This window comes from Pseudomonas sp. MF6755 (assembly GCF_016405635.1).
GTDB classification, from domain to species: domain Bacteria; phylum Pseudomonadota; class Gammaproteobacteria; order Pseudomonadales; family Pseudomonadaceae; genus Aquipseudomonas; species Aquipseudomonas haemolytica.
In genome coordinates, this window is sequence record NZ_JAEKDA010000001.1 from 423,776 (window position 1) to 444,805 (window position 21,030).

The 21,030-nt window shown below is 55.8% G+C and carries 21 protein-coding genes and 1 tRNA gene; 16 read left to right on the forward strand and 6 right to left on the reverse strand.

Translation table 11 applies throughout. The features are described from left to right. The first annotated feature begins 61 nt into the window (after nt 1-61). From JFT66_RS01990 to JFT66_RS02000, 3 genes are all read left to right on the forward strand, one after another. Nucleotides 62-1,702, forward strand: a complete 1,641-nt coding sequence (locus JFT66_RS01990) for a 5-guanidino-2-oxopentanoate decarboxylase (protein WP_198858655.1) — start codon at nt 62-64, stop codon at nt 1,700-1,702. Nucleotides 1,703-1,776: 74 nt separating this feature from the next. Further along, complete coding sequence (locus tag JFT66_RS01995; protein WP_198858656.1) at nt 1,777-2,964, forward strand: cyanate transporter; 1,188 nt, start codon at nt 1,777-1,779, stop codon at nt 2,962-2,964. A gap of 137 nt (nt 2,965-3,101) precedes the next feature. After that, nucleotides 3,102-4,037, forward strand: coding sequence for a LysR family transcriptional regulator (locus tag JFT66_RS02000; protein ID WP_198858657.1), 936 nt, complete (start codon nt 3,102-3,104; stop codon nt 4,035-4,037). 67 nt (nt 4,038-4,104) lie between these two features. Here JFT66_RS02000 and JFT66_RS02005 read toward each other — a convergent pair whose 3' ends face one another. Beyond that, complete coding sequence (locus JFT66_RS02005) at nt 4,105-5,064, reverse strand: LysR substrate-binding domain-containing protein (protein ID WP_198858658.1); 960 nt, start codon at nt 5,062-5,064, stop codon at nt 4,105-4,107. A 281-nt stretch (nt 5,065-5,345) separates the two neighbouring features. Between JFT66_RS02005 and JFT66_RS02010 the strand changes: the two genes are divergently transcribed. From JFT66_RS02010 to JFT66_RS02035, 6 genes are all read left to right on the forward strand, one after another. Continuing rightward, nucleotides 5,346-6,305, forward strand: coding sequence for an isopenicillin N synthase family dioxygenase (locus JFT66_RS02010; RefSeq protein WP_198858659.1), 960 nt, complete (start codon nt 5,346-5,348; stop codon nt 6,303-6,305). 14 nt (nt 6,306-6,319) lie between these two features. After that, a complete protein-coding gene (locus tag JFT66_RS02015; protein WP_198858660.1) occupies nt 6,320-6,856 on the forward strand; it encodes a hypothetical protein in 537 nt (178 codons plus the stop codon). Nucleotides 6,857-7,017: 161 nt separating this feature from the next. Then, on the forward strand, nt 7,018-8,088 hold the full coding sequence (locus tag JFT66_RS02020) for a fatty acid desaturase family protein (RefSeq protein WP_198858661.1): 1,071 nt from the start codon (nt 7,018-7,020) through the stop codon (nt 8,086-8,088). An 88-nt stretch (nt 8,089-8,176) separates the two neighbouring features. Further along, entirely contained in the window at nt 8,177-9,280 is a 1,104-nt protein-coding gene (locus tag JFT66_RS02025; RefSeq protein WP_198858662.1) for a TauD/TfdA family dioxygenase, read from the forward strand. A 17-nt stretch (nt 9,281-9,297) separates the two neighbouring features. Beyond that, nucleotides 9,298-10,482: an amidohydrolase family protein gene (locus tag JFT66_RS02030; RefSeq protein WP_198858663.1), complete on the forward strand. Its 1,185-nt coding sequence runs from the start codon at nt 9,298-9,300 to the stop codon at nt 10,480-10,482. Between the two features lie 43 nt (nt 10,483-10,525). After that, nucleotides 10,526-11,482 carry a hypothetical protein gene (locus tag JFT66_RS02035; protein ID WP_034118636.1) on the forward strand — a complete coding sequence of 319 codons (957 nt, stop codon included), beginning with the start codon at nt 10,526-10,528 and terminating at the stop codon, nt 11,480-11,482. A gap of 461 nt (nt 11,483-11,943) precedes the next feature. On the opposite strand, the gene JFT66_RS02040 is transcribed toward JFT66_RS02035, so the two are convergent. Then, a complete protein-coding gene (locus tag JFT66_RS02040; protein ID WP_034118634.1) occupies nt 11,944-12,867 on the reverse strand; it encodes a LysR substrate-binding domain-containing protein in 924 nt (307 codons plus the stop codon). Between the two features lie 129 nt (nt 12,868-12,996). Here JFT66_RS02040 and JFT66_RS02045 point away from each other — a divergent pair, with 129 nt between their 5' ends. From JFT66_RS02045 to JFT66_RS02055, 3 genes are all read left to right on the forward strand, one after another. Continuing rightward, nucleotides 12,997-13,173: a hypothetical protein gene (locus JFT66_RS02045; RefSeq protein WP_198809584.1), complete on the forward strand. Its 177-nt coding sequence runs from the start codon at nt 12,997-12,999 to the stop codon at nt 13,171-13,173. 426 nt (nt 13,174-13,599) lie between these two features. Beyond that, nucleotides 13,600-14,904, forward strand: a complete 1,305-nt coding sequence (locus JFT66_RS02050; protein WP_153837696.1) for an MFS transporter — start codon at nt 13,600-13,602, stop codon at nt 14,902-14,904. Next, nucleotides 14,904-15,662: a substrate-binding domain-containing protein gene (locus JFT66_RS02055; RefSeq protein WP_198858664.1), complete on the forward strand. Its 759-nt coding sequence runs from the start codon at nt 14,904-14,906 to the stop codon at nt 15,660-15,662. Before JFT66_RS02050 ends, JFT66_RS02055 begins: the two co-directional genes overlap by 1 nt. Here the strand turns inward: JFT66_RS02055 and JFT66_RS02060 are convergent. Continuing rightward, nucleotides 15,654-16,556, reverse strand: a complete 903-nt coding sequence (locus tag JFT66_RS02060) for a LysR family transcriptional regulator (RefSeq protein WP_034118629.1) — start codon at nt 16,554-16,556, stop codon at nt 15,654-15,656. The two genes, JFT66_RS02055 and JFT66_RS02060, sit on opposite strands and share 9 nt — an antisense overlap. A 217-nt stretch (nt 16,557-16,773) precedes the next feature. On the opposite strand from JFT66_RS02060, the gene JFT66_RS02065 reads away from it, so the two are divergent. From JFT66_RS02065 to nadS, 3 genes are all read left to right on the forward strand, one after another. Further along, a complete protein-coding gene (locus tag JFT66_RS02065) occupies nt 16,774-18,000 on the forward strand; it encodes an MFS transporter (protein WP_198858665.1) in 1,227 nt (408 codons plus the stop codon). Between the two features lie 229 nt (nt 18,001-18,229). Next, on the forward strand, nt 18,230-18,544 hold the full coding sequence (locus tag JFT66_RS02070; RefSeq protein ID WP_034118627.1) for a type II toxin-antitoxin system RelE/ParE family toxin: 315 nt from the start codon (nt 18,230-18,232) through the stop codon (nt 18,542-18,544). A gap of 2 nt (nt 18,545-18,546) precedes the next feature. Beyond that, the gene (nadS, locus tag JFT66_RS02075; RefSeq protein WP_034118626.1) at nt 18,547-18,834 is read left to right on the forward strand and encodes a NadS family protein; all 288 of its coding nucleotides are present in this window, start codon (nt 18,547-18,549) and stop codon (nt 18,832-18,834) included. A 232-nt stretch (nt 18,835-19,066) separates the two neighbouring features. Here the strand turns inward: nadS and JFT66_RS29715 are convergent, their stop codons facing one another. Further along, nucleotides 19,067-19,240 carry a hypothetical protein gene (locus tag JFT66_RS29715; protein WP_233096985.1) on the reverse strand — a complete coding sequence of 58 codons (174 nt, stop codon included), beginning with the start codon at nt 19,238-19,240 and terminating at the stop codon, nt 19,067-19,069. A 447-nt stretch (nt 19,241-19,687) separates the two neighbouring features. On the opposite strand from JFT66_RS29715, the gene JFT66_RS02085 reads away from it, so the two are divergent. Then, nucleotides 19,688-20,011, forward strand: a complete 324-nt coding sequence (locus tag JFT66_RS02085) for a hypothetical protein (RefSeq protein WP_198858666.1) — start codon at nt 19,688-19,690, stop codon at nt 20,009-20,011. A gap of 130 nt (nt 20,012-20,141) precedes the next feature. Here JFT66_RS02085 and JFT66_RS02090 read toward each other — a convergent pair. Beyond that, nucleotides 20,142-20,231 (reverse strand) — tRNA-Ser (locus tag JFT66_RS02090). A gap of 83 nt (nt 20,232-20,314) precedes the next feature. Beyond that, complete coding sequence (gene purC / locus JFT66_RS02095; RefSeq protein WP_005786030.1) at nt 20,315-21,028, reverse strand: phosphoribosylaminoimidazolesuccinocarboxamide synthase; 714 nt, start codon at nt 21,026-21,028, stop codon at nt 20,315-20,317. Nucleotides 21,029-21,030 lie beyond the last annotated feature (2 nt).

The window sequence follows — 21,030 nt, forward strand, 5'->3', positions numbered from 1 at the left end:
TGTTGCCGCTACCGGCCTGCCGCTCCAATAGCGCCTCAACCCCATAACAAGAGCGACATATATGGCGACCTGCGGCGAAGTATTGGTCAACCTTCTGGAAAGCTATGGCGTGGACCACGTGTTCGGCATCCCCGGCGTACACACCGTGGAGTTGTACCGCGGTTTGGCGCGTTCCAGTATCCGTCACGTTACCCCACGCCACGAACAGGGCGCCGGCTTTATGGCCGACGGTTATGCGCGCACCAGCGGCAAGCCCGGCGTGTGCTTCATCATCACCGGGCCCGGCATGACCAACATCGCCACGGCCATGGGCCAGGCCTATGCCGACTCGATCCCGATGCTGGTGATTTCCAGCGTGCAGTCGCGCAGCCAGTTGGGTGGCGGGCGCGGCAAGTTGCATGAGTTGCCCAACCAGAGCGCACTGGTGGCAGGCGTGGCGGCGTTCTCCCATACCTTGATGTCGGCGGCGGAGTTGCCCGGCGTGCTGGCGCGGGCATTTGCGCTGTTCCAGGCGGGCCGGCCGCGCCCGGTGCACATCGAGATCCCGTTGGATGTGTTGGTGGAAAACGCCGATGCGCTGCTGGGCAGTGAGCCGGTCAGCGTGGCCCGCGCCGGTGCGGCACCGGCGGCGGTCAAGCAGATGAGCCGCTTGCTCGGCGCCGCCAAGCGCCCACTGATCCTGGCCGGTGGCGGTGCCATCGATGCCGCGCCCGAATTGACCCGCCTGGCCGAAGCCCTCGGTGCACCCATGGCCCTGACCATCAATGCCAAAGGCCTGCTACCTGCAGCACACCCACTGTTGATCGGCTCGACCCAAACCCTGGTGGCCACCCGCGCCCTGATCGCCGAGGCCGATGTGGTGCTGGCCATCGGTACGGAACTGGCGGAAACCGACTACGACGTGACCTTCGCCGGCGGCTTCAAGATTCCCGGCGCGCTGCTGCGTGTCGATATCGACCCGGACCAGACCGTACGCAACTACCCGCCCCAGGTAGCGCTGGTGGCCGACGCACACATCGCCGCCGAGGCCTTGCTCACCGAACTCAACCGCGAGCCGCTGGCGCCGCGCAATACCGAGTGGGGCGCAGCTCGCGTCGCCCGTTTGTGGGCCGAACTGGAGCCCACCTGGGATACCGCCACCCGCATACAAACGCGGTTGCTCAACACCGTCCTGGATGAACTGCCCGGCGCCGTGCTGGTGGGCGACTCCACCCAGCCGGTGTACAGCGCAAACCTGGCCCTGAACCTCGACCACCCACGCCGCTGGTTCAACTCATCCACCGGCTACGGCACCCTGGGTTATGCCCTGCCCGCGGCCATCGGCGCCTGGCTCGGGCGCGGTGACGGGCAACCCGTGGTGTGCCTGATCGGCGATGGCGGGCTGCAATTTACCCTGCCGGAACTGGCCAGCGCGGTGCAAGCGCGTACACCGGTGATTGTGCTGTTGTGGAATAACCAGGGCTATGAAGAGATCAAGAAATACATGCTCAACCGCGCCATCGAACCCGTAGGCGTGGACATCTACACCCCGGATTTTATCGGCATAGCCAAGGCGATGGGTTGTGCGGCAGAAAGCATCAATGGCATCGAATCTCTGCGCGCGGCATTGCGTACCGCCGCTGATCGCCAGGGGCCGACGCTGATTGAAATCGACCAAGGGCTGTGGGAGACGGTATGCCCGGCATCTGCAATTTTTAAATAACCCCTGCGACTTTCTGATTTGCTCCGTGCGCCCATGCATGGCCTGATCCGCCCTTGTTCACTCAAGGCAGACCCATGGAAAACGTTCAGGCAAAACCCACCACCGCTGTCTGGCTGATGATCAGCGTGGTGCTGGTCGCCCTAAACCTGCGGCCGTCGATGGCGGCCGTGGGGCCGTTGTTGTCGTCGATTCGTGCGGATGTGCCGTTGAGTTTCAGCAGCGCCGCCTTGCTGACCATGTTGCCGGTCATGGCCATGGGCCTGGCGATGTTCTTTGGCATGGGCCTGGCCAAGCGTTGGGGCGAACATCGCAGCATTGTGCTGTCGCTGTTGGTCATCGGCGTGGCGACCTTGTCGCGGCTGTTCCTGGATTCGGCGCTGGAGCTGATCGTCAGCGCCATTGCCGCGGGTATCGGTATTGCGCTGATCCAGGCGCTGATGCCGGCGCTGATCAAGTCACGGTTCAGCGCTAACGTTTCGCTGTTCATGGGCCTGTATGTCACCGCCATCATGGGCGGCGCCGCGCTGGCTGCGTCGTTCTCACCCTTGGTGCAAGTGCAAACCGGCAGTTGGCGCATCGGCCTGGCAATCTGGGCGGCGCTGGCGCTGCTGGCCCTGATGTTTTGGTATGCGCAGCGGGCGGTCTTGCCGCCATTGCCCCAAGCCGGTTCAAGCGCGCAGGAATCATTCTTCGGCAATCGCCGCGCCTGGTTGCTGGCGATCTTTTTCGGTCTCGGCACCGCGTCCTACACCTGTGTGTTGGCCTGGCTGGCGCCGTACTACGTCGAGCAGGGCTGGAGCGAACAGAGTGCAGGCTTGCTGCTGGGCTTTTTGACTGCCATGGAAGTGGTCTCCGGGCTGGTCACCCCGGCGATTGCCAACCGCCGCCAGGACAAACGCGGTGTGGTCGCGGTGCTGCTGGTGCTGATCATCCTGGGGTTCTGCGGCCTTATTCTCAGCCCGCAACACTGGAGCCTGCTATGGCCGTGCCTGCTCGGCCTGGGTATTGGCGGCCTGTTTCCGATGAGCCTGATCCTGTCCCTCGACCACCTCGATAACCCGCGCCGCGCGGGTGGCCTGACTGCGTTTGTGCAAGGCATCGGTTACCTGATCGCCGGCCTCTCGCCACTGATCGCCGGCATGATCCGCGACCAACTGGGCAGCTTTGAATGGGCCTGGTGGTCATTGACGGCGGTGATCGTGCTGATGCTGCTGATCGTCCTACGCTTTGATCCGAAGCATTACGCGCAACATATCCGCTGACGTCGTGTTGTAAACATTTTTTGTCCCACACGAAACATTGAATGGTCCTACAGAGCTTTCTATTGGCACGAGCGTTCCGTTAACATTTTGCCCAGTCTTGTACTGAATTCGGTACAAAGGGTTTACGGACGAAACCGATGCTAAACAGTAACTTGCTCAGAAAGCTCGATATGCAGGATCTGATGGTGTTCATCGCCGTCTACGACCAGAGCAGCGTTACCGATGTGTCAGAGACGCTGTTCGTCAGCCAGTCCACCGTGAGCTACAGCCTGAAGAAGCTGCGCACCAGCTTTGAGGATGAGCTGTTTATCAACACGCGGGCTGGCATGCGTCCGACGTACAAGGCCACCACCATGTACGGGCATGTGCAGAAGATCCTGGAAAGCATCAACCTGTGTCACGCCGGTGGCCAGACCTTCGACCCGACCCAGCAGGCCGTGACCTTCAATGTGTGCGCCCCGGAATACTTCGAACAACTGATCCTGCCGCGCCTGCTGAAGCACTTCGACCACGCCGACCTGCCGGTGATCGTCAATGTACAAAAGCTGGAAACCGACATCCCCGCCGACGACCTGCGTGAAGGTCGCCTCGACTTGGTGATCTGCTTCGGCCCGCACTTTCACCGCGCCCATAAAGACTTCAAGACACAGATGCTGCTCGAAGACGACCTGGTCTGCGTGTTTGACCAACGCTCGGCCCCCCGGGAACCGGCATTCAGCCTGCAGTCCTTCGTCGAGCGTCGCCACGTATTTCCCACGCCGTGGAGCTCCGACACCAACATGATCGACGGCTGGCTCGCACGCCAGGCCCGCAAGCGCCAGGTGATCGCGCGGGCCAACAGCTACAGCGCGGCATTGAAGATGATTGCCGGCACCGACTTCATCGTCACCCTGCCCCGCCGTGTGCAGAAGTTGCTGGCGCCGACACCGGTGTTCGGTGTGTGCGAGGCCCCCAACGGTCTGCCGGGATTCACTCTGGATATGCAGTGGAACGAAACCAGTGGGCAGGACAGCGCCAATACCTGGTTTCGCGAGCAAGTGGTGAGAGTGTGCGCAGATCAGGGCTTGCTGTAGGAACCGAGCTTATATGCAAGCCACCAGCACGGGGTTCAGGCGCAACACAGCATTGTCGGCCTCATTATCAAATGGCCAGTGATGCGCGGCGCTTAGTGACAGTCTGCGACGCGTCATCCCGAGCAACTTGATAATCGGCATGACAGCCAGCTATCACCTTGACCATCCATGCCAGAAACTTTTTTACGGCTCCTGAACGTTCACGCCCTGGAACGCATACGGCTGAAAACTGCGCGCCAGGAATCTTGATGTCCGGTCTATAAGGAATCAGCAATCCATTGGCAACGTAGTCTGCCGCCAGGACCGTGCTCGCCAGCGTCAAACCATGCCCGGCAATAGCGGCCTGGAGTGCAAAATGTTCATCGTTGTACTCACGCAAGACAGCTTTTGCGAGCCAACCTTCATGATTCGCAGCTGCGCACCAAGCGGCCCAACTAATTGAAGCGGGCGATGACGTAGCCCAACGTATATTTATAAGTTTCAGCGAAGTTTCAACTTCTTCTTCCTTCCAGTGAGCGTGGGAGAACACGCCAAACTGCTCGCGCATCAGCGCTTGACTGTACAAGTCTGGAAAATCGCGAAATCCACAACGAATAGCCAAGTCCACAGATGAGTCACGGAATAAATCGACCACTTCATTACTGGTTTCAATACTTACATGAATGTCAGGATGTTCACTATAAAACTTAGCCAGCCGAGGGATCAGCCATAACGAGGCGAACGCCGGCGTGGTTGAAACTCGGAGTGTATTGGTGTCGGCCGGGGGCTTCAGCGTCGACATACTACTGCTTATATCCAAAAAAGAAAGATGCACCTTTGAATATAATCTCTCACCGTTATCGGTGAGTTTGACACCGTGGGGAGTTCGCACAAAAAGCATACTACCCAGCAAGTTTTCGAGTGTTTTTATTTGTTGTGATACCGCCGCCGGGGTAACAAACAACTCTGCGGAAGCTGCTTTAAACCCACCCAGTCGTGCGGCGGATTCAAACGCTCGAATGGCTGTCAACGGCAATTTTGCGAACATTAAGTCATCCCCCTTCCATGGTGAAAAAAACTAAGCCAGGCTTACTTTATCTGATTTGCCTCGGCTTTCATAGAAGGGAATTCTAGGCTACGCCACCCAGCCTGTAAGAGCAGACATGGCGACTGCGGATCGTCGAGTACTTGTGACAACGCTTGCGGGTTGGCGGAGTTCCTTATTCTAAATAAATGACACTGGCCTATTTACGGCCTATCCCTGTCTGCGCATTTCAGCACTCATGGATTAGGTCTTTTTGCGCCTTTTTTAGAGCCAATGGTGCCGCTATGGAAAAAAGCATACCCATAATTGACGTCGGTAGTTTGACGCAGGGAACAGATATATCACCGCACCTAGTTAAGGCGATCGACACTGCGTGCAGGGAAGTCGGATTCTTCACAGTCGTTAATCACGGCGTAGATAACACACTTATTTCGACAGTGTTCTCTCAGATTGAGTCTTTTTTTGACCTGCCTGTTCAAACCAAGGAAAAAATCGAAATCCATAAATCTGCGTATATGCGTGGCTACTTCAGCGAAGGCGCAGACAAGTCGGATGGTATATTAGGCGATGTCAAAGAGGGATTTGACATGGCCACGGACTTGCCACTTGACGACGAGTTTGTAAAAGCGAAATTGCCTTTTTACGGCCCCAATGTATGGCCAGAGGAATTGCCCGGCTTCAAGCTGGCAATGACGGAATATCACTCGCAGATGCTCGCGTTTGGAAAAAAGCTGCTTAACGTATTTGCCCTTGCGCTGAATATGCCTATCGATTACTTCGACGATAAATTCAAGAAACCGATGGCTCAACTACGGGTTCTACGCTACCCCTCCACTCAATATACGCATGGCGAGCCAATGGGCGCTGGAGAACATACAGACTTCGGCTGGATAACCATGATCTCGGAAAATGATACAGGCGGATTGGAGGTGCAAAGTGCGGATGGCGCCTGGATCAAAGTCAAGCCCATTCCAAATGCCTTTGTGGTCAATGTCGGTGATTTAATGTCCCGCTGGACGAATGACCGCTACAAGGCAACCTTGCACAGGGTGATAAATACCTCTGGTAAATTGCGCCACTCGGCGGCGTTTTTCATGGATCCAGACTACACCGCCAAGGTGGAATGCCTGCCAAGTTGTTGCGCAGACGACAGTCCTGCGAAATATGGCGCGATTGTGGCCGGAGAGTACATGGACCAGCGCTTCCTGGAAACGACTACGTTTCGCGAACTTGAACCCAGTTAGTAGGAGCATTGAACGTGCTAGGTAAAGAATACACATTCTATCTATCAGCGATCGTAGCGATACTCGGGACTGTGGGCTATCACATGCTCATGAAGAAAATACCGTCTACGATCAACCCCTTGGTTTCAATTGTCAGTATTTATGTGGCGATTGTTATTCTGTCTACGTTGATGTTGCCGTTCTTTTTGGGTAGCGGGACTTTGCTGGCCGGGCTGAAGCAAATGACATGGCTTCAGGGAGGCATCGCATTTTGCATCTTAATGATGGAAATCGGTTTCTTGATGATGTACCGCAGCGGATGGGACCTCAGTACAGGCAATATCGTTACCGGCGCGATTATCAATATTGCCCTTGGTTTCATTGGCGTATTTCTTCTTAAAGAAGGACTGTCCTATTTGAACATTGCTGGGGTGTTGTGCTGCATCGTCGGCGTGATACTGATCGGCTACAAATCAGATAGCGGGGATCAACACCTGGCCCCGGATACTAACGCAGCAGTCTCGGTTGCCTCTCCATCGATGGCGCCAGACGCAGCAGTGAAAGATCAGTAGCCACCAGAATAAGTGCAACACTTTCGCTTTATGTTGCGCGCGTACATACCCGAGCCTCGCCGTCATTTCCACGTGCGCAACTAAGTGATTACGCCTGCTTGAGGCATGATCGATTGTTCAATGCTAGCCCCCACACCAGCTAAAAAGCTTGAGAGGCGTTAATGTCTTTACTTTATGCTGAACACTATCTGCGCGCTATCAAAGACGTTAACGCGAAAAACCTACTTATTTCAATAGCTAAAGAGCGAAGGTTACTGCCCTCTGTGATGGTGCTGGGTGCGATAGTGGTATTGACTGCCTCCGGTATATTCCTGGCATGCATTGAGCAAATTGTTGCGGTTCTAGGCGCTGTTCTCCTCATTGCCCTTGCAAAAATCTGGTCGTGGTACCTGAGCCACGATTGTGCACATAATGCTGTATTCAAATCGAAGAAAAGCAACTCTATAGTTGGAGAGTGTTTGTCTTTCCTCAACGGTCTCTCCTTTTTCTCGTTTGATGCCTATAGAAAAGACCATGTCCGCCATCATGCCGAAAAAATCGATATTGGCGGGTTCGATAGCGTCAGTTTTTCTATCGCTTACCCAAGACTATTTAGGGTGATCGCCTTTGCGGAACACATATACATTCCAGCCTTCTACTACCTGATCAAGATAATCAATATCTACCATGTGATATTCAGTGGAAGCAGGCGCGAGGCAACCAGGGGTGTAGGCAGCCTTTGCATTTATGCTGTCGCATACGTCACGTTTGCCCGGTCTTCGCTGATGCTTGTGCTGGTATGGCAAGCCTCCTCCTTCATCAGAATACACGTAGTACGTTTCGTCGACTGTTTCCAGCATTCTTTTCAGCAGGTGTATGTGGATGGGGAAAAGCTTACCCATGGAAAACTCTATGAAATCCAGAATACATTCTCGGTACCCGTGGCTAGAAAGTTCACCTTTCTCAATCTGATTATTTTGAATTTTGGTTACCATACGGCGCACCACTGCTTTCCAACCTGCCCTTGGTACATGTTGCCAAAACTGGAAAGTGCAATAATCGAACAACTCAGACTCTACGGGGTATCTGACGCGAGAGAAGAAAGTATCACCTTCTTCAATTTTCTGGATGCCTATCATCGTGGGCGGTTATCAAGAGTCGTCAGCACCGATGAAGGACAGCCATATGATGCTGACGGTAAGTTTAGTACCCATCAGTTTACCGGTGCATACACGGACAAACTCTTAGGCTAAGTGGCACGCTCGTTTCGCCCGCATCAACAGGATAACTGACAGTGAGCCGAGAGTCCCTCCTCGGAACTGTTTAGCAATGGTCTCAGAGATGACCAACTTCAGCACCTGGCGCCAGTCATTTAACTATAACTCCAGCCATGAAAAATCAATTAGATCTTTAGAAGGAGCGTGTGTGGACGATTCATGTGGAGCTTCCAATAGCTTCTGGCTCACAGCCGTTGAAAAAGAGAGTGTTCGGGACGCGCTTATAGACATTTGCTACGAACCGACGGGAGGGCGAGACTATATCCATCTGATTCGCATGACAGCCTATCAGAAGTTCCCCCAGCGCCTTCTGAAGAAGCTGGAATCGCTCAAAGATAACGATGCATCTTACTGTGTATTTGAGAACCTTCCTGTTGATGACGCCTTTGGCAGTCCGCAAGGCGACGCCGACAGCTTAAACTTCAAAAGTGGTTATCTCTCTGAAAACGTATTGGTCGCCCTGGGCAGTTTGATAGCGGAACCCTACTCTATCAAACACGAGGGGCCGAAACTGGTCAATGATTTAGTGCCGCATCCGGAGGCAGTAGGCGAGTATACCGGCAATGGTTCGGATCTGGAGTTGGACCTGCATACTGAAAACGCCTTTCAGGCTCATGACTCACGTGGCGACACGTCGCCACTGGCGCTTTTGCTTCTCGGCGTGCGAGGTGATCCTTGCGGTGTCGGCCCGAAAACCTGGGTTGCCGATGCAAGGGAAGCACTTCAAGTTCTAGAACAAGTGGATATTGAACTGCTGTATGGCAAACATTTTATTATTCGTCAGCCCTACCGCTGGAGGAACAGTTCCACTAGAACTAAAGAGACTCATGTATACCCTATTCTGAGCGGACCGCTGACTCATCCTCGGGTCACTGCCGCATTTTACCCGGACATGGTTATTGCCGCTGATGACGAAGCGCAGAATAGCCTGTTGAGGTTTTACGACGCGCTTAAAAGTGTGGCGCGCCCATTGGATATTCAACCTGGCAAATTGGTGTACATCAATAACCGTTTCATGCTCCATTCGCGTGACAGTTTTACCCCCACTTTCGATCCAGAGGGGCACGCGTACCGTTGGGTCCAGCGTTTATTCATAACTAATAACTTGTGGAATTTTCGATCGTTCAATACCGCTGGCGGGCGAATCTTCGAACCCGTTACTCGGTGATATAACAGGTCAATAAAATGTCGAACCTTAAGTCATATACATCCATCATTCATAATATAGGCACTTTCCTGACGGGGGATCTCGCAGCACCACTCGTTGATGCAGACACACTGGTCAGTGTTGACGGAATGATCACGTACGTCGGTCAGGCTGTCGAAGTGGACTTTTCAACTGCAGATCTGGTGATTGACGCGAAACAGAGCACTGTCATGCCGGGCTTGATCGACAACCACACTCACCCGACCCTGGGTGAATACAGCCCACGCTCCGGCAACCACAATTGGATCTGGCACTCATTGCAGGGCGGCGTAACGACCATGATTTCTGCCGGGGAGGTGCACGTTCCAGGGCTACCGACCGACAGGGTCGGCACTATCGCAATGGCAATTGCTGCCCAACGCTCTTTCTCCAATGCGCGCCCTTGCGGGGTAAAAATGGAAGCAGGTGCACCACTGCTCAATGACGAGTTTTCGGATCAGGACTTTGCCGAAATGGTTGCCCAAGGCATCAACCAACTGGGAGAGGTCGGGATAGGCCCTGTCAAGTCAGTCAGTCGTGCAGCTGAATTGGTCAAGATGGCTCGCAAGCATGGCATGACGTCCATTACCCACACGGGTGGTCCTTCGATTTCTACCTCGCAGAGAATGGGTGCAGAAGAGATCCTTGAAATTGCGCCCGACATCATTGGCCATATCAATGGCGGTTATACCGCACTGGCACCAAGCCAGATCAGGTGCCTGTGTGAAGGCTGCCTGGGCGCCTTGGAAATCGTGCATAACGGGAACGAGTTCGCGGCAGTGACCACACTGAATTACGCACGAGAAATGAACCAACTTGATCGCATAGTCATTGGAACAGATTCTCCAGCCGGGTGCGGCGTTCCTGCGCTGGGCATGCTCAGAGCAATTGCCTTGCTCAGTAGTTTCGGCGACGTCCCCCCGGAAAAGGCCGTCTGCTTTGCCACGGGTAACACTGCAAAGGTACGCAAGTTGAACCGCGGGGTTCTAAAGGTCGGAAGAGAAGCCGACATTCTGATCGCGTGTGGGCCGCTCGGTGGAGCAGAGCCCAGCGTACTGGGCAGTTTCAGCAGTGGTGACCTTCCAAGTATCACCTCGGTCCTGATTGATGGACGCCTGGTAGTAAGACAATCCAAGAACTCACCACCGCCCTCTGTCACACCTGAAATAACGCTGCGTAACTAAATAGAAGCGTCCCGAGAGGGACGCCGCCTCGAGAATCCCATATATGCATAGAATCCTGCCCGAAATCACGCGCAGAGGGCCTACCGTACTCGCCTGCGGTTGCGCGATTGGATTGGCTATCCCCTATCTGGCAGATTTGGCGAGACCGTTGCTCCCCGTCATGGTCTTCATATTCGTTCTAGGCACGCTCCTGCGCATCAACAACGCTGAAGTCATCACTGCGGCAAAAAACTTGAAAATATCCCTGATATTTCCAGTCTTGATGGTGGTTGCTTGCCCTTATCTTTTCGGAATGCTTTCGCTTTACCTCAGCGGTAATCAGGAACTGTCCCTTGCGATAGCTATCGCTGTTGCCGCCCCGCCGGCCAGCGGAAATGCAGCAGTCGCGAGAATGCTTGGGCTTGACCCTTCGATGTCACTGGTGACTGCGCTCTGCTCAATGGCAATTATCCCTATCACCGCTCCCCTGATACTCCACCTATTCGCAGACGGCCTTTCACTCTCTTTAAACCCTATTGATCTGGCGATCAGACTGGTCGTGCTGATAGGAGGCGCCGAAGGGGCCGCGATATTGATACGCCGCTTTTCGCAAACGTTCGTCGCCACACACGGCTTGGCTATCGACGGTATTGTCGTGATCGCTCTTTTCCTCTTTGCAGTAGGAACGATGGCGGGCATGCAGCAGGTTATTCTGGAGACCCCTTCGTTGGCCATTTCAATGATCGCCATCGCCTACGGCATAAACGTTTGCCTGCAACTGCTCATGGGCTGTTTATATCCCGGGTCACTGATGTCGAAGTTCACCATGGCACTCAACGGCGGCAATAGAAATGTTGGCCTATTGTGGTCTGCTCTTGGGGTCAGTCTCTCCCCTACCATGGCGTTGTATTTCGCATGCTGCCAGCTGCCTATCCACACCATGCCGAAGATACTGCAGTTTGTTTTACCTAGAATTGAAAGTTGTTTGAACAAACTGGTTCTAAGCAAAAATCGAATCTGAGTTATTACCGTCTGGAACTGCATAAAATGATACTCACACCCGACCATATCAGGCAGATCGCCGAACGCTCTTCGTCGGAGTCTACTGCCTGCGCGTGTATTCGAGGCTTGTCGCAGGGGTGGGAGACCTTGCCCAAGGTACTCGAGGCGAGCAACCTTTTGCGCTTCATAGGCGAAATCACGATCGATAAAGATCAAGACCCCAGCCTTGATGAATACCATCCGGACGGTACCCATTTCTGGTCTGAAGACGCCCCTGTCTGCCTTGAATTCTTTCCCTATAATATTTCAAGCATTTGGGGCTGTAAGCGATGCTCGCGAGCATTCCTGAGATTTACGGAAGCAGGTGCATATCATTCCGAGCAACGCATCCGTATTTTGCGTACGCCCCTCATTAGCAACCCCGCTCAAGAAACGCATTTGCAGAATTAGCGGTTTTTAAGCAGGCCTGCAGGGAAAGCTTCAGGCTTTGTTCACCAGCCCTCGATCACTCATGAAAGCCTCCAACCGCGACCGCATCCAGCGTTCCGCCGGGTCGGTGTCGACGTGGCTGAGCCAGACCATCGACAAGTCCAGGGTCGGGGTTTCGAACGGAAACGGCTCGCAGAACAGGTTCCCGCTGGCAGCCATGGCCTGGGCGGTGTAGTCCGGCAGGCTGGCGATCATGTCGGTGCCGGCAAGCAGCGCCGGCAACGAGCTGTACTGCGGCACCGACAGCACCACATGGCGTTTGCGACCCACCTCCGCCAGCCACTCATCGGCAAACCCGGCCACGTTGGCAGTATGGGACACCAGCACATGGGGCCGTGCGCAATATTCGTCGAGGGTCAGCGGCGTGTCCGATGCATCTGCGCGCAGCAGGCAGGGGCGGATATGTCGCAACAGCTTGCGCTTGGCATTCGCCGGCAGGCCGCGGGTCTGGGTGATGCCGACGGTGATATCGCCGGAAGCCAGCAGGTCGGGGATGCGCCAGTAATCCACATGCTGCACCACGAACACCACCTGCGGCGCTTCCTGGCGCAAGGCCCGCAGCAACGGCGGCAGCAAGCCGAACTCTACGTCATCGGACAAGCCGATGCGGAAGGTCATGGTGCTGATGGACGGATCAAAATCGTGGGTCAGGCTCAGGGCCGAAGACAGGGAGTCCAAGGCCGGCGACAGATGTTGGATAATTTCCTCGGCGCGAGCCGTGGGCTCCATGCGATGGCCGACGCGAATGAACAGCGGGTCGTTGAACAATGTGCGCAGGCGGTTGAGGGCCGAGCTGATGGTCGGCTGACCGAGAAACAGCTTCTCCGCCACCCGCGTCACATTGCGCTCGAGCATCAGTGCTTCGAAGACCACCATCAGATTGATGTCGGCCTTGCGTAATTCATTGCGATTCATCTGCACCTGCCCCTTTCCCCAAGACAAGCGGCAGTTTAGAAAGGCCGCAGGGCTGCGTCTATGTGCGCACTGTTCATCCAGCGGCTTTGGGACTATAAATCAGCTCTTGAAGGTTACAGGTACACCATTGTGCTGGTCATTTTCGCCCTTAGCCTGCTGCTCAGCGGGGTTTTGTTCTGGGCCATCAAATACATCGTCCACCCTACCGCCAGGACATTGTTGCGGGTTTTTGTCGGTCTATGCCTGGCGGCGGTAGTGGCTTACCTGGTACTGGCTTCCGGGTTTCCGACCTCGTTGCTAGTGTGATGGGTCTCCAGGTCTCTGGCGCAGGCGTTTGCCCAGCTTTTTCGGATAGGCTCCCACAATTTGACCGCGTTTGTCCTGATACTCAGGGTTTCAGCGGGCGTTCCTGATCCCGTTCTGAAAGCTCTGTCCCATCATCAGGATGCTTCCAGGTTTGCGGTTTTTCATCCTCACGTTGTTGCCGGGTCTGTTCATGCTCCGACTCGTCGTGCTGCTTCTGCTCGTTCCCCATAGCCACCTCCCATCCGTAAGAATTGGACACAGCCTCAAGCATAGATCAAGGCAGGGCTTTTGAAAGATGCACCGATTGATAGCCAATGCGCATCAATCTATCCAAATTTTTCACTTATCATTTCTAAATGTGTCAGCCACTATCCCAAGTCTTAAGCGAAACAAGCACTTTAAAAAGAACGCTGGAGACACAAAACCATGACTAGCCCTTCCCGGCCCGACTCTGCCCGCTCGAAAATCGGTGCGGTTTTCCGCGTCACTTCGGGCAACTTCCTCGAACAGTTCGACTTCTTCCTGTTCGGTTTCTATGCCACCTACATCGCTGCTGCATTCTTCCCGGCCGCTAATGAGTTTGCGTCATTAATGATGACCTTCGCCGTGTTCGGTGCCGGCTTCCTGATGCGGCCATTGGGCGCAATCATTTTGGGTGCCTACATCGATGATGTCGGTCGCCGCAAAGGCTTGATCGTGACCTTGTCGATCATGGCCAGCGGTACGCTGCTGATCGTGCTGGTACCGGGTTATCACACTATCGGCCTGTGGGCGCCGTTGCTGGTGCTGCTGGGTCGCTTGCTGCAAGGCTTCTCGGCCGGTGCGGAACTGGGCGGTGTGTCGGTTTACCTGTCCGAAATGGCCACTCCGGGCCGCAAGGGGTTCTACACCAGTTGGCAGTCGGGCAGCCAACAGATCTCCATCGTGGTCGCCGCTGCCCTCGGCTATGGCCTGAACGTGTGGATGGAGCCCGCGGTGGTAGCCGACTGGGGCTGGCGTATTCCCTTCGCCGTCGGGTGCGTGATCATTCCGTTTATCTTCGTGCTGCGTCGCAACCTGCAGGAAACCGAAGAGTTCGCCAACCGTAAACATCGCCCGACTATGCGCGAAGTGCTGGCGACGCTGGTGAAAAACTGGACCGTGGTGATCGGCGGCATGCTGATGGTGGCCATGACGACCACAGCGTTCTATTTGATCACTGTATACGCCCCGACCTTCGGCAAGACCGTACTGCAACTGAGCACGTCCGATGCTCTGCTGGTGACCTTGCTGGTGGCCGTTTCGAACTTTGTCTGGCTGCCGATCGGTGGCACCCTGAGCGACCGTTTTGGCCGCAAACCGGTGTTGATCGCCATGACGGTGCTGACCGTTCTGACCGCTTATCCAGCGTTGTCCTACGTGGTGAACGCGCCGAGCTTCGGCCATATGCTGGAAACCCTGCTGTGGTTCTCCTTCCTCTACGGCATGTACAACGGCGCGATGATCCCGGCACTCACCGAAATCATGCCGGTAGAAGTGCGCGTGGCGGGTTTCTCCCTGGCCTATAGCCTGGCGACGGCGATCTTCGGTGGCTTCACCCCGGCGATCTCCACTTGGTTTATTCACATTACCGAAGACAAGGCTTCGCCGGCCTACTGGATGATGTTTGCCGCGCTGTGCGCCCTGTGCTCGACCCTGGCGCTGTATCGCCGCGCCAACACCCGTGGCCAGGTGATGCAGGAGGCGGCGTGATGAAGCCATTGCTCAAGACGTTGACGGCACTGACCCTCGGCGCCCTGGCGCTGGCGGCCCAGGCCGAAGAGCTCAAGGTAATGACCTCTGGAGGTTTCACCGCCGCGTATAAGTTGCTCGGCCCGCAATATGCCCAGCAAAGCGGCGACACCCTCGACACGATCCTGGGGCCGTCGATGGGCAAGGCGCTGGAAGCGATTCCCAACCGCCTGGCCCGTGGTGAACAGGCGGATGTGGTGATCATGGTCGGTTATGCCCTGGAGGAGTTGATCAAGCAGGGCAAGGTCGACCCCGCATCGCGGGTCGAGCTGGCGGATTCACGAATCGGCCTGGTGGTGAAGGACGGTGCGGCCAAACCTGCGATCGGTACTGATGCCGAACTCAAGGCAGTGCTGAGCAAGGCCAAATCCGTGGCGTACTCGGACAGCGCCAGCGGTGTTTATGTCGAGAAAGAGCTGTTCAAAAAACTCGGCATGCCGGCCAAAGGCACCATGATCGAACGCATCCCGGTGGCCGAACAGGTCGCCAAGGGGGAATACGAAGTCGGCTTGCAGCAGGTGGCAGAATTGCTGCCGGTGAAGGGCGTGACGTATGTCGGCAAGATCCCGGAAGATGTGCAGTCTGTTACGCGCTTTGCGGCAGGCGTTCCGGTAAACGCCAAACACCCGCAAGAGGCCAAGGCGCTATTGCAGTTCATGGCCTCGCCCCAGGCCCAACCCGTGGTGCAATCCACCGGCCTGGACTCGGTATCACGCTGACCGAAACGGCATTTCCCGCACCAAACGCTCCAACTCCAGCGCTGCCGGTGGCAACGTCCGCCCGCGGCGCTTGATCAAGCCCACATTGCGCATCACTTGCGGCTCCACCAAGGGCACACTCATCAGGATCGGGTGATCGCCCGCCGGCATCGCAATTGACGGTACCATCGCCACACCTAAACCCGCCTCCACCAGCCCGATCATCGTGGTCACGTGATGGGTCTCGCAGATACTCGGCTTTTTCACCCGAACGCCCCGCAACGCCTGGTCGAGCAGGAAACGGTTACCCGAGGTTTTGTCCACAGTGATGTAGTCGTGCTCATAAGCCTCGGCCCAGCTCACACTCTCGCGCTCGGCCAACGGATGATCACGACGGCAAGCCAGCACATAACGCTCCTGCAACAACAATTCAAACTCGACCTCGTCCGCCAGGCTGCCGCTGAAACTCACGCCAAAATCCGCCTCGCCACTCTCCACCGCATTGCACACTTCACCGGCGCTGGCATCCAGCACCCGCAGGCGAATCTTCGGGTACAGCTTGTGGAATTCGGAAATCACGTGGGGCATGAAGTAGTACGCAGTGGACGGCACACAGGCGATGGTGACGTTGCCCATGCGCGTGGACGCGACGTTACTGATGCCCATCAAGGCGATATCGAGGTCGTCGAGCATACGTTCCACCTGGGGCAGGAACGCGCGGCCGACCATGGTCAGGCTGACACGCCGCGTGGTGCGCTCGAATAGCTTTACGTCGAGGGCGGATTCGAGTTTTTCGATACGCCGGCTGAGGGCCGGTTGCGAGATTCGGATTGCCTCGGCGGCGCCACGGAAGCTGCCCTTGTCTACCACGGCGCGGAAGGCCTGGAGGTCGTTGAGGTCGAAGTTGATGATCACGGGAGGCGGGCCAGAGTGGTCGGGATGGTGGGCATTATCGTATGGGTGGAGACGGGGCGCCATGCATGCCGGCCAAGACGCAAAAGCGTCACATCGATAGCACTGATGATTACTATCGAAACGGTCGCCTGCGTGATGGCCAGTGCGGGTTAATATAATCGCCTGCCATTTCTCCCGCGCCTGTCTTCAGGCGACATCCCCCTTGGAACCCAACACCATGCCAAGTGCCAGCCAGGCCCCGCGCGGCCACCCCGAACATAGTCAACAGAGTGTCAAACAGCAGTGGTTGGCGATTCTTTCGGTCGCCGTAGGCGCTTTCGCCCTGGTGACCAGTGAGTTTCTACCGGTGGGCGTACTCAACGACGTCGCCAGCGACCTCGGCATCAGTGCCGGCCATGCCGGCCTGATGGTGACCCTGCCCGGCATCATGGCCGCCCTCGCCGCGCCGCTGCTGTCGGTCGGCATTGGCGCCATGGACCGTCGCTACCTGCTGATCGGCCTGACGCTGATCATGATCATCGCCAACTCGGTCGTGGCCTTCGCCACCGACTTCAGCCTGCTGCTGTTTGGCCGCGTATTATTGGGCATCAGTATCGGCGGTTTCTGGGCGACGGCCATTGCCCTCAGCGGGCGCCTGGCGCCCAAGGGCGTGGGCGTAGCGAAGGCCACCTCGATCATCATGATGGGCGTGACCCTGGCCACCGTGCTGGGCGTGCCCGTAGGCACCTGGCTCAGCGGCTTGATGGGCTGGCGCATGACCTTCCTGGTCACTGCGCTGGTGGGCGTGCCGGTGCTCCTGGCGCAAGTCTTCCTGCTGCCCCGCCTTGACCCGGAAAAGGCCATTCAGATCCGTGACCTGCCGGCGTTGTTTATCAACTCACAAGCGCGAGTTGGCTTGATCGCGGTACTGCTGATCGGCCTGGCGCACTTTGCCGCGTACACCTATGTCGCGCCGTTTTTCAAATACAGCGCTGGCTTCGACGGGCCAACCATTGGTTCGCTTTTGCTACTCTTCGGCGTAGCGGGAGTATTCGGTAATATCTTTGCCGGTTTCGCCGCCAACCGCAGCGTGCGCCACACTCTGCTGCTGGTTGCACTGATGATCGGCACCAGCACCGCGCTGTTCCCCTACTTTGCCACCGGCATGACCGGCGCCTCGATGCTGATCGCACTCTGGGGCTTCGCCTTCGGCGCCTTCCCGGCCTGCGCCAGTATCTGGATGTTTGTCGTCGCGCCCAAGGATGTCGAACGCGGCATGCCACTGTTCGTCGCGTTGTTCCAGGTAATTATCGCATTGGGTTCGTTCTTCGGCGGCCGGATCGTCGACCAGATGGGCAGCGCGGTGCTGTTGAGCCTGGCTACGGCGCTGGTGGGGTGTGGATTTGTGACGGTACTGGTGCTGGGCCGTAATGTGAGTAATAGCTTGGTGGCGCAGCCGGGCTGAATCCAAAACTACAGAAACGAAAAAGCCCCGTAGCTTGTTCAGCTACGGGGCTTTTTCTATGTGAAAATTTTACTCATTTGAAGCGGCCGTGGGCGTCTTCGGCCGAGAACCTCGAGCGGATACATCAATGAACCCAGGCTTGAAAAAAAGTAGTTACAACTCATCGGATGCAGGTTGGCCTGCGCAGATTTAGCATTGCCGACTACTAAGCCAATGGCGTACATTAGCTATGATTTTCATCGAGACTTCGGGCTTCACCCGTCGCGTCAAAGAGCTTATCGACGACGATGCTTATCTCGCGTTTCAGAGCATGCTGATCGTGAACCCTTCAGCCGGTGATGTCATCGAAGGTACAGGCGGCGTTCGTAAGATACGGATTGCCGCCAGAGGCCACGGCAAACGTGGCGGAGCACGAGTGATCTACTACCACTTCGTCTCGGCATCACAGATTGTTTTGTTGATGATCTACCCCAAAAATGAACAGCAAGACCTTTCCGCTGACGAGCGTAAATCGTTGAAAGCTGCGATCGAGCACTGGAGATAGCTATGAGCAAGTTTTTTGATGAGCTGATGGAAAGCGTTCAGGAGATGAACGAAGTCCTGCGCGGGGAACGTGAACCTTCCCGCGAATTCCATGTTGATGCGATGCAGGTTAAAGAAATTCGTAAAGCAACAGGGCTGACCCAGGCCAAATTCGCAGCCTTGATTGACGTTCAACTCGGCACGCTACGCAATTGGGAACAGGGCCGTCGCGATCCAACAGGGCCAGCAAAGGCATTGTTGAAGGCCATTCATAACGACCCGGTGCATGTTCTGAACGCTTTGGCCACTTAAGCCATGCGAAGCGTACGGTTATGCATGACCTGCAACCTCTGCGCAATTACACAAACCGTCATTTTCTCTGACACCTTATCGACTAAAAAGCCTGCTGAGCATTAAGTTCAGCAGGCTTTTTCAGTTTCAGATGCAGGTGATTACTTGACTGGTTTATCCGCCGGGAAATTATGCCCCAGCACCGCGTCCACCAGCACCTGTGCATTCTCGATCAATTGCGCCAGGCCCATGATCACGGGTGAGTGCGTGCTGTCGGGATCTTCGGCGCACTGGTGGCGGTTTGGAGTGCGGATGAGAGGATTTCGGAGGCGTTGGCCAGGGCTTCTTCGGTGCCGACGTCGGCGCCTACGTGGAAGATTTCGCGCGGAGGAAACTCGGAATCTGAATCGAGGTTGCTCATGTTCAATGTGTAGCTCCTGTATGCAATGGGAGCTGTCACATCCTGCTGTCAAACAGGAACAGGTGGCAGCTATGCGCGGGTTGACAGACCGGTATACAGGACCCGGCGCACCCGAAGATGCCCCACGCACAGCCGCCATAAAACAACATCACAGCGCAAGAAGCCTGTAATCGTATGGAGGTCGTACACCTGTAAATCAGTCTGTCAAAACCGGTCGCCATGAGGGCGACGGCGGATGGTTAGCGCCCTGCCTCACCCAGCGCAACCCTGGATGGAAACTGAAGAGCCTGGATAACGGCAAGCGAGTTTTTTTGAAATGCTTAGTAATGAGAATTCGCAGAATGAGGCGTGTGTAGCCAATCCTCTGAACTAGCCTCGATAGGGTCGCCATCGTGGCGACATCTTTCAAATCAATTGATTGAGACATGCCACCCTCGAACTGAGAGAGCGAAAATGAGTGTAAAACGCAGCTTTTTGATGACTTACTCCGTAACAGCATACTCGGAGTCAGACAGATCTTTGACTGACCGCGGTCGACGTAAGATTGCCGATATGCAAACAACGGGATGGGGCAAAATTGATGATCTAGAAACGGCTTTTAGCGGTACGCTAACCCTGACCGAAATATTTATTGAAGGGCAACGCAATCAGGCAGAAACCCAAGTTCGTGAAGTCATTAGGGATCTGATGACGCAAGCTGAAGCGTATGCGGAATGCCAAGTCACCGTTGCAGTTTTGGTGGATGGACTCGGCCCCCACATCTCGCTGGTTATCTGACCTTTCAAAGTGATTGTAAAGGCATCTCAGAAATTGGTGCTTTGCCCTAAGCTGCCTTAAGTCAGAACTCCATAAACGCCTAAGCCCCTGAAATGTTCGACCATTTCAGGGGCTTAGGCGTATTCAATAATGGCGGAGAGATAGGGATTCGAACCCTAGGTACCGGTGAAGGTACAACGGATTTCGAATCCGTCCCATTCGGCCACTCTGGCATCTCTCCAACGGCGCGCATCATAACAGTGTGTTTCACGGAAGCAAACCCCAAAGGTGATTTTTTTCCGTGCTATCAGATGCTTGCGTCGATTACAGCGGTACGCCGAGACGATTGGCGACTTCTTCGTAGGCTTCGATCACGTCACCGAGGCCCTGGCGGAAGCGGTCTTTGTCCATCTTCTTCTTGGTGTCCTTGTCCCACAGGCGGCAGCCGTCTGGGCTGAATTCGTCACCCAGGACGATAGAACCGTCGTGGAACACGCCGAATTCGAGCTTGAAGTCCACCAGCAAGAGACCTGCGTCGTCGAACAGTTTGGTCAGCACGTCGTTGACCTTGAGGGACAACTCCTTCATGCGCGCCAGTTGTTCAGCGGTGCCCCAGCCGAAGGCCACGACGTGGGATTCGTTGATGAACGGGTCGCCCTTGGCGTCGTCCTTCAGGAACAGTTCGAACGTGTAAGGGTTGAGCTTGAGGCCCTCTTCCACGCCCAGGCGCTTGACCAGGCTACCAGCGGCATAGTTACGCACGACGCATTCGACCGGGATCATGTCGAGCTTCTTGACCAGGCATTCGTTGTCACCCAGCAGTTTGTCGAACTGGGTCGGGATACCGGCCGCTTCGAGTTTCTGCATGATGAAGGCGTTGAACTTGTTGTTCACCATACCTTTGCGATCAAGCTGTTCGATGCGCTTGCCGTCGAACGCCGAGGTGTCGTTGCGAAACAGCAGGATCAGGCGGTTGGCGTCGTCGGTCTTGTATACCGACTTGGCTTTGCCGCGGTAGAGTTCTTCACGTTTTTCCATGA

Coding starts and splice junctions, on each gene's coding strand:
- JFT66_RS02010 (WP_198858659.1), top strand. CDS start 5,346: ATGGAAAAAAGCATACCCATAATTGACGTCGGTAGTTTGACGCAGGGA.
- JFT66_RS02085 (WP_198858666.1), top strand. CDS start 19,688: ATGAGTGTAAAACGCAGCTTTTTGATGACTTACTCCGTAACAGCATAC.
- JFT66_RS02005 (WP_198858658.1), bottom strand. CDS start 5,064: ATGTTCGCAAAATTGCCGTTGACAGCCATTCGAGCGTTTGAATCCGCC.
- JFT66_RS02070 (WP_034118627.1), top strand. CDS start 18,230: ATGATTTTCATCGAGACTTCGGGCTTCACCCGTCGCGTCAAAGAGCTT.
- nadS (WP_034118626.1), top strand. CDS start 18,547: ATGAGCAAGTTTTTTGATGAGCTGATGGAAAGCGTTCAGGAGATGAAC.
- JFT66_RS01995 (WP_198858656.1), top strand. CDS start 1,777: ATGGAAAACGTTCAGGCAAAACCCACCACCGCTGTCTGGCTGATGATC.
- purC (WP_005786030.1), bottom strand. CDS start 21,028: ATGGAAAAACGTGAAGAACTCTACCGCGGCAAAGCCAAGTCGGTATAC.
- JFT66_RS02050 (WP_153837696.1), top strand. CDS start 13,600: ATGACTAGCCCTTCCCGGCCCGACTCTGCCCGCTCGAAAATCGGTGCG.
- JFT66_RS01990 (WP_198858655.1), top strand. CDS start 62: ATGGCGACCTGCGGCGAAGTATTGGTCAACCTTCTGGAAAGCTATGGC.
- JFT66_RS02025 (WP_198858662.1), top strand. CDS start 8,177: ATGACCAACTTCAGCACCTGGCGCCAGTCATTTAACTATAACTCCAGC.
- JFT66_RS02035 (WP_034118636.1), top strand. CDS start 10,526: ATGCATAGAATCCTGCCCGAAATCACGCGCAGAGGGCCTACCGTACTC.
- JFT66_RS02040 (WP_034118634.1), bottom strand. CDS start 12,867: ATGAATCGCAATGAATTACGCAAGGCCGACATCAATCTGATGGTGGTC.
- JFT66_RS02030 (WP_198858663.1), top strand. CDS start 9,298: ATGTCGAACCTTAAGTCATATACATCCATCATTCATAATATAGGCACT.
- JFT66_RS02020 (WP_198858661.1), top strand. CDS start 7,018: ATGTCTTTACTTTATGCTGAACACTATCTGCGCGCTATCAAAGACGTT.
- JFT66_RS02065 (WP_198858665.1), top strand. CDS start 16,774: ATGCCAAGTGCCAGCCAGGCCCCGCGCGGCCACCCCGAACATAGTCAA.
- JFT66_RS02000 (WP_198858657.1), top strand. CDS start 3,102: ATGCTAAACAGTAACTTGCTCAGAAAGCTCGATATGCAGGATCTGATG.
- JFT66_RS02055 (WP_198858664.1), top strand. CDS start 14,904: ATGAAGCCATTGCTCAAGACGTTGACGGCACTGACCCTCGGCGCCCTG.